Here is a 7,689-nt window from a genome sequence, read left to right on the forward strand (position 1 = left end):
AGCGCCGCTGCTCATCCGCGACGCCGAGTGTGAGCAAGGGACCTTTGCTGTCGCCGCTCCAGCGCAGACCAAGCGATAGCAAAGGTCCCTTGCTCACTTCCCGCAGGTCAGAGCGGTCGATCTTGGTAGAAGAGGGTCTCCACGACCGCGTGGGCACGTCGCGTCGTCCGCCGGTACGCATCGAGAAACTCGCCGGGATCGTCGTCGGCCGAGTAGCCGAGCACCCGGGCGACCGCGGCCAGATCACGACCGGAGCTGGGGATCTCGTCGACGGCCTTACCCCTGACCAGCATCCCGGCGTTCCGGACGCGTGTCGCCAGCAGCCACGCCTCGGTCAGGGATTCGATTTCGGCGGGCTCCGCCAGCCCCGCCTCCACCGCTGCCTTCAGCGCTTCGATCGTCGATGTGGTCCGAAGCCCCGCCACTTCGTGCCCGTGCCGCAGTTGCATGAGCTGCACAGTCCACTCCACATCCGCAAGCCCGCCGCGACCGAGCTTCGTGTGCCGGGTCGGGTCCGCCCCCTTGGGCATCCGCTCCGTCTCCACCCGCGCCTTGATCCGCCTGATCTCCCGCACTCGGACCGCGTCGAGACCCGCCTCGGGATATCGAATGGGGTCGATCATCTCGATGAACCGAGCACCGAGCTCGTCGTCCCCGGCGATGAACCGGGCCCGAAGCAGCGCCTGCGATTCCCAGACCTCCGCCCAACGCCCGTAATAGCTGCGGTAGGACTCCAGAGTCCGGACCAGCGGACCGCTCCGTCCCTCCGGACGGAGATCGGCGTCGACGACCAAAGCCGGGTCTGGGCTGGGCGCACCGAGAATCTTGCGAACCGTCTCGGCGACCGACGAAGCGAACTTCGCTGCTTCAGAGTCGGACACCCCCTCGGAGGGCTCACACACGAACAGGACGTCCGCATCGGACCCATAGCCGAGCTCGGCCCCGCCGAGGCGGCCCATACCGATGACGGCGATCTTCGCGGGCGTCCGGCCGAGCTCCGCCTGGCGCTGGCGATAAGCGGCGGCCAACGCGCCCTGCAGCACGGCGGCCCACACGCTCGACAACGACTCGCAGACCGACGGGACGTCGAGCAACCCCAGCAAATCGGCCGATGCGATCCTCAGCATCTCGTGCCGGCGCAGGGATCTCGCAGCGGCGACCGCGGCGTTCAGGCCGGGCTGCCGCCGGACTGTGGCCCGTAGCGACGTGGCCACTTCCGCGGGAGTACGACCGGTCAACCGGGCGGGGTCGCCGAGCAGCTGCAGCACTTCCGGCGCTCTCACCAGCAGGTCCGGGATCAGTCGCGACGTGCCCAGCAAGAAGGCGAGCCGCTCAACTACGGCGCCTTCGTCCCGAAGAACCCTGAGATACCAGGGCGTTTCTTCAAGCGCTTCCGAAACCTTGCGATACGACAGAAGTCCCCGATCGGGGTCCGGGGTGTCGGCGAGAAGGTCCAGCAAGACCGGCAGCAGCGCCTGTTGGATGGCAGCCCGCCGGGACATTCCCGCGGTCAGCGCCTTGATGTGCTGCAGCGCTCCGTCCGGGGCGGCATAACCGAGCGCGGCGAGGCGGCTTTCCGCTTGTTTCGTCGTCAGCCGCAGAGCTTCGGTCGGCACGTTCGCGACGGATTGCAGCAGCGGCCGGTAGAAGAGCTTCTCGTGAAGACGGCGGATGCTTTGCAGGTGCCGACGGAACTCGGCGAGCAAGACGTCGCCTTCGCTGCGCCCCCGGGCGGGCCGCACTCCACTCGCCCTCGCGATGGTTCGCAGCTCGGTGGCGTCCGAAGCGGCAGGGAAGAGGTGTGTACGCCGCAGTCGGCGGAGCTGGAGCCGATGCTCGATGGTCCGGAGGAATTCGTACGACGACCCGAGCTCCGCGGCATCCGTGCGGCCGACGTACCCGCCCTCGCCGAGGGCGGCGAGGGCGTCCATCGTGGACGGAGAACGTAGTTCGGCGTCGATCCGACCATGGACGAGTTGCAGCAACTGCACGGCGAACTCGACGTCACGAAGGCCGCCACGGCCCAGCTTCAGTTCCCGCTCGGCGTGCGCGGACGGCACGTGGCCTTCGACGCGGCGCCGCATCTTCTGCACCTCGGGGACGAAATTCTCGCGATCGGCGGCCGTCCACACCTTCGGCGCGACCATCTCCGCGTACTGACGCCCGAGTTCGGCATCACCCGCGACCGGCCGCGCTTTGAGCAAGGCCTGGAACTCCCAGGTCTTGGCCCATTTCTGGTAGTAAGCCGCGTGTCCGTCGAGGGTCCGGACCAAGGCACCCGCCTTGCCCTCCGGACGCAACGCCGCATCGACCTCGAAGCACGCCTTCCCGACTACGCGCATCATCGTGCTGGCCAGCCGCGTCGAGACGGAGATGTCGCCATCTCCGACAAAGATGACGTCCACGTCGCTCACATAATTCAGCTCTCGACCGCCGCATTTGCCCATCGCGATCACGGCCAGCCGGCCTTCGACGCCGGCACCCACTTCTGACTCCGCGACCAGTAGGCCCACTGTGAGCGCGGCTTCGGCCAGCGTGGTGAGCTGAGCTCCGATCTCGGCATAGGGTGGGTGGTAGAGCCCGGGTTCGACGAGATGGCCGAGGTCGGCCGCCGCGATCCCGAGGAGCAGTTCGCGGTATCCAACGCGGAGGGCCTGTTCTGCCTCGAGCCCGGTGAGCAACTCACCTTCCGAGCGCAAATGGTCCAGGAGCCGGCTCACATACCGTTCCGGCTCAGTGCTCTTGTCGCCCTGGAGCGTCTTCCAGCAGTCGGTGTTCGCGGCCAGGAAATCCGCGAGCGCACTCGATGTGCCCAAGACGCCGAGCATCCGGCCGCGGAAGGTGCGATTCACACGAAGCGCTTGGTCGAGCTCAGTCCAGGCGGCCGGGTCGGCCTCCCTGATCCGGTCGAGCCCGCTCAAGGCGAGGTCTGGGTCCGCCGCACGGGACAGTGCAGACAACACGTCGGCGGCGGCGCCGTCCGGGCCGGATTCGGTCCACCAACCGGCAGCACGGAGCTGCCCGTCGGCACGGGGATCGGTGAAGCCGTATCTCGCCACGGAAGCGGTCGGCCTGGCGCGCTCAACCATCGGCTTCCACCGTAGTCGTCCTGCGGCCCATGACCAGGTGGACGCGCAAGGGAGCAGGGGACCTTTGGTGTCGCCGAGAAGGGGCGACACCAAAGGTCCCTTGCCCTCCTAAGCGGCGATCCTGCCGACTTCCGGCTCGGGAACGGTCGGCGCGGGGGTGGTGAAGCTGCCCGCGTTGACGGGGCTGCGCCGCGAAAGCAGGTAGATCCCGATGCCGACCAACAGGCCCGCGACACCGACGGCGATGGTGCCCACGGTGCCTGTGGAAGTCACGAGGCCGGCGGCAGCTCCGACGATGGCCGCCGCCGGAAGCGTGAACAGCCAGGCGATCACCATGCGGCCGGCGGTGCGCCAGCGGACCGGTGACTCATGCCTGCCGACGCCTGAGCCGACGATGCCGCCTGAGCAGACATGAGTCGTCGAAAGCGGAAAACCGAAGTTCGTCGACGCGAGGATGACCGCCGCCGAACTCGTCTGGGCGGCGAAGCCCTGCGGGCCGTCGATGTCCGTCAGGCCCTTGCCCAACGTGTAGGTGATTCGCCAGCCGCCCAGATACGTACCGAGTGCCAACGCGAACGCCGCGCTGACGATCACCCAAAGCGGCGGGCCGGCGCCGGCGGGAAGGGTCCCGGCGGTGATCATCGTCAGCGTGATGACGCCCATGGTCTTCTGGGCGTCGTTCGTGCCATGGGCGAGGGAGACGAGCGAAGCCGAGATGATCTGGCCGACACGGAAGCCCGAGGTGCGGCCGTGACGGACGAAGATCCGATAGACGAAGTACGTCACGATCATCGCGACAAGCCCCGCCAGGACCGGCGACAGCGCCGCGGGGACGAGGACCTTTTCGACGATCTTTCCGAAGTGGACTGAGTCGGATCCGGCCGAGACCCATGTCGCGCCGATCAGCCCGCCGAACAAAGCGTGGGAGGAGCTGGACGGCAACCCGACGAACCAGGTGACCAGGTTCCACACGATCGCCCCGACCAGGCCGCCGAACACGATCGCCGGTCCGATCTTGGTGTCGTCGACCAGTCCATTCGAGATGGTCTTGGCCACCTCGACCGACAAGAAGGCTCCGACCAGGTTCAAGACCGCGGAGATCGTCACCGCCACCTTGGGGCGAAGCGCTCCGGTGGCGATCGACGTCGCCATCGAGTTGGCCGTGTCGTGGAACCCGTTCGTGAAATCGAAAATTAGGGCCGTGACGACGACGAGCACGACCAACACTGAGGGCTCCACCCCGACCTCCGAACCCTTCGATACTCCCTTCGCGCAAGGTACCTGACGGCAAGACCGCAGCGTTAATAACCCATACCCATTTGAGACATACGCCGTTAAGCCATCGGTAACGTGCGTTGACGTTCCGCAGCCGGAGCGAGGTCACCAGACACCAGTCGGACGAAGCGGTGCGCGAACGGTCGCCAGGTTTCAGTGATATCGGCATGCACCTTGGCCAGGTTCTCCGGGGTCAGTGCGTCCGGCCGGGTGAGTTCCGCCATTTCCGGAGACTGCCGTGCCCAGTCGAGGACGATCTCGGGCGTCGTCTCGATGTGAAACTGGACACCATAGGCACAACGGTCGAAACGGAAGGCCTGGTTCGGATACCGGGGCGAGGAAGCGAGAAGTTCCGCACCCGCGGGAAGCCGAGTGATCGCGTCGTTGTGGAACTGAAGGACATCCTGCATGAGCGGGAGGTCCGCGAAGAGCGGGTCGGTCCAGGCGGCGTCCTTCTTGGACACAAGTCCTGGTCCCACTTCCGGTCCCTGATCACCTTCAGCCACCGCGCCCCCCAAAGCCGCCGCGAGAAGCTGGCTGCCAAGACAGATCGCGAGCGTCGGGATGCGCGCACCGACGGCCTTCGAAAGCAGCTTCCGAACGTCCGCCAGCCAGGGATGGGCGGCGTCATCATTCGCGCCCATCCCTCCGCCCAGGCATACGACGCCCGCGTACTCGCCAAGAGCGCTGGGAAGGGCCTGGCCGGGCAACAGCCTGATATCTAGCTCAGCGCCCGCTTCGGTGAGCCAATCACCGAAGGGGCCGATCGGATCTGATTCGTCTGGCTGGATGACGAGCAACTTGGGAGCGGTCACCACCCCAGCCTACGACCGTGGCGAGCAGGGGACCTTTGCTGTCGGCTCGGAGGGGGCGATAGCAAGGGTCCCCTGCTCCTCCGGTCAGCAAGCGCAGCGGGGGGTGGGCGCGGAGGCGAGGGAAAGGGCGGGTGTCTCCCGGTCGACGGGATAGCCGGCTGCTTGCCACGCGGTGAGCCCGCCGGACAGGCGTTTGACCTTGAAACCGAGTTCCGCGAGCTTGAGAGCTCCCTTGGTCGCGGCGTTGCAGTTGATGCTCTCGCAGTAGCAGACGTAGACCAGGTCTCGATCAAGCCGGCTGACGGACTCCGGGGTCATGTCCCGGTACGGGAGATTGATCGCGCCGGGGATGCGAGCGGAGGAGAAAGCTTCAGAGGCCCGCGTCTCGACGATCACGTATCCGTGCTGGGTACCGGCGGCGAGATCGCGGACAAGGTCGTCGGGGTCCACGTCCAGGGCGAGCTCCGCACGAAGCAGCGCGGCTGCGGTCGCGCTGTCCAGGGCCGGGAACGTCAGTACGCGGGGTTCGGTCGTCATGCCTCAATCGTGCTGTCCAGCGATCGTCAAGGACAGTGGCGAACCCAGGCATTGCCGCCGGTTAGCCTGGAGATTCTTGGCGGACACGACGATCGACCTGGAGTTCCGTGAACCTCGACGCTCTTGATTGGCAGCTGCTCGAACTTCTCCAGTCCGACGGGCGGCTGAGCTTCTCCGAACTCGGTCGGCGGGTTTCGTTGTCGGCCCCCGCGGTGACCGAGCGGGTGAGGCGACTCGAGGAGAAGGGGATCATCACCGGGTACTCGGCCAGTGTGGATCTGACGAAGCTCGGGTTGCCCATTGAGGCGATGGTCCGGGCAAAGGTGCGGAGCCTCGATACCCCGCGCTTCCGGGAAACCATCCTCTCGCTGCCTCAGGTGCTCGACGCCGATCACGTTACGGGCGACGAGTGTTGGCTGGTGCGGGTCGCGTGCCGGAACACGGCGGACCTCGAGGAGCTCGTAGAGCGGATGCAACGCTATGGGGAGACGACCACTTCGCTGGTCTTCTCGTCGCCGGTCCGGCGGCGCGCGGTCGGCCGGCAGTGCGGTTGACCCTTGAACCCGCGGCGGGAGAGCAAGGGACCTTTGGTATCGCCTGGCCTGTCGACGCATCCAGAGGACTGAACGCGTGGACCGGTCGGCCTTGGTCTGCGTTTAGTCCTCTGGATGCGGGAGGTAGGTCTCTCGGGTGTGCGTTGAGAGGACTAAACGCGTGGGGTGGGGGCGGGGTATAGGAAAAAGGCCCAGATCGGGAGAACCGGGGGTTCTCGACCGATCTGGGCCTTTTCTAATGTTAGTCCGGCGGTGTCCTACTCTCCCACAACCCTTCGGTTGCAGTACCATCGGCGCTGTCAGGCTTAGCTTCCGGGTTCGGAATGGGACCGGGCGTTTCCCTGACGCTATGACCACCGAAACACTGTGAAACAACCACTCCACCGAATCCTGCTGGTGGTTGTGTGGTGTTTCAGAGCTGTAGAGTGGATGCGTAACATCTTTGTGGGCAAGTCCTCGGCCTATTAGTACCAGTCAACTCGACAACACATTACTGTGCTTCCATTTCTGGCCTATCAACCCAATGGTCTGTTGGGGGCCTTAACCCACAAGGGGTGGGATACCTCATCTTGGAACAGGCTTCCCGCTTAGATGCCTTCAGCGGTTATCCCTTCCGAACGTGGCCAACCAGCCATGCCACTGGCGTGACAACTGGCATACCAGAGGTTCGTCCGTCCCGGTCCTCTCGTACTAGGGACAGCCTTCCTCAAGTATCCTACGCGCGCGGCGGATAGGGACCGAACTGTCTCACGACGTTCTAAACCCAGCTCGCGTGCCGCTTTAATGGGCGAACAGCCCAACCCTTGGGACCTACTCCGGCCCCAGGATGCGACGAGCCGACATCGAGGTGCCAAACCATGCCGTCGATATGGACTCTTGGGCAAGATCAGCCTGTTATCCCCGGGGTACCTTTTATCCGTTGAGCGACACCCCTTCCACCAGGTGGTGCCGGATCACTAGTCCCGACTTTCGTCCCTGCTCGACATGTCTGTCTCACAGTCAAGCTCCCTTGTGCACTTGCACTCAACACCTGATTGCCAACCAGGCTGAGGGAACCTTTGGGCGCCTCCGTTACTCTTTAGGAGGCAACCGCCCCAGTTAAACTACCCATCAGGCACTGTCCCTGAACCAGATCATGGTCCGAGGTTCAGATTCCCAATCCGACCAGAGTGGTATTTCAACAACGACTCCACCAACACTAGCGTGCCAGCTTCACAGTCTCCCACCTATCCTACACAAGCCGAACCGAAAACCAATACCAAACTATAGTAAAGGTCCCGGGGTCTTTCCGTCCTGCCGCGCGTAACGAGCATCTTTACTCGTAGTGCAATTTCGCCGGGCCTGTGGTTGAGACAGCCGGAAAGTCGTTACGCCATTCGTGCAGGTCGGAACTTACCCGACAAGGAATTTCGCTACCTT

Annotated in this window: 5 protein-coding genes and 2 rRNA genes (1 of these 7 cut by a window edge); 1 reads left to right on the plus strand and 6 read right to left on the minus strand. The window is 64.9% G+C overall.

Features of this window, described 5'->3' with window-relative positions:
• Positions 1 to 107: 107 nt before the first annotated feature.
• The 4 genes from SD37_RS35090 to SD37_RS35105 all read right to left on the minus strand — a co-directional run bounded on the left by SD37_RS35090 (position 108) and on the right by SD37_RS35105 (position 5,716).
• Positions 108 to 3,089, minus strand: a complete 2,982-nt coding sequence (locus tag SD37_RS35090; protein ID WP_044856375.1) for a bifunctional [glutamine synthetase] adenylyltransferase/[glutamine synthetase]-adenylyl-L-tyrosine phosphorylase — start codon at positions 3,087 to 3,089, stop codon at positions 108 to 110.
• Between the two features lie 108 nt (positions 3,090 to 3,197).
• Positions 3,198 to 4,328: an inorganic phosphate transporter gene (locus tag SD37_RS35095; RefSeq protein ID WP_044856376.1), complete on the minus strand. Its 1,131-nt coding sequence runs from the start codon at positions 4,326 to 4,328 to the stop codon at positions 3,198 to 3,200.
• A 95-nt stretch (positions 4,329 to 4,423) separates the two neighbouring features.
• Positions 4,424 to 5,179 (minus strand): type 1 glutamine amidotransferase, encoded by a 756-nt coding sequence (locus SD37_RS35100; RefSeq protein ID WP_044856403.1) that lies wholly within the window; start codon positions 5,177 to 5,179, stop codon positions 4,424 to 4,426.
• An 84-nt stretch (positions 5,180 to 5,263) separates the two neighbouring features.
• Positions 5,264 to 5,716 carry a rhodanese-like domain-containing protein gene (locus SD37_RS35105; RefSeq protein ID WP_044856377.1) on the minus strand — a complete coding sequence of 151 codons (453 nt, stop codon included), beginning with the start codon at positions 5,714 to 5,716 and terminating at the stop codon, positions 5,264 to 5,266.
• Between the two features lie 107 nt (positions 5,717 to 5,823).
• Between SD37_RS35105 and SD37_RS35110 the strand changes: the two genes are divergently transcribed.
• Positions 5,824 to 6,270 (plus strand): Lrp/AsnC family transcriptional regulator, encoded by a 447-nt coding sequence (locus SD37_RS35110; RefSeq protein WP_044856378.1) that lies wholly within the window; start codon positions 5,824 to 5,826, stop codon positions 6,268 to 6,270.
• Positions 6,271 to 6,514: 244 nt separating this feature from the next.
• On the opposite strand, the gene rrf is transcribed toward SD37_RS35110, so the two are convergent.
• Positions 6,515 to 6,631, minus strand: a 5S ribosomal RNA gene (rrf, locus tag SD37_RS35115).
• 83 nt (positions 6,632 to 6,714) lie between these two features.
• A 23S ribosomal RNA gene (locus SD37_RS35120) occupies positions 6,715 to 7,689 on the minus strand (it continues 2,160 nt past the right edge of the window).

The sequence above is a fragment of the Amycolatopsis orientalis genome, assembly GCF_000943515.2.
Classification (GTDB): Bacteria; Actinomycetota; Actinomycetes; order Mycobacteriales; family Pseudonocardiaceae; genus Amycolatopsis; species Amycolatopsis orientalis.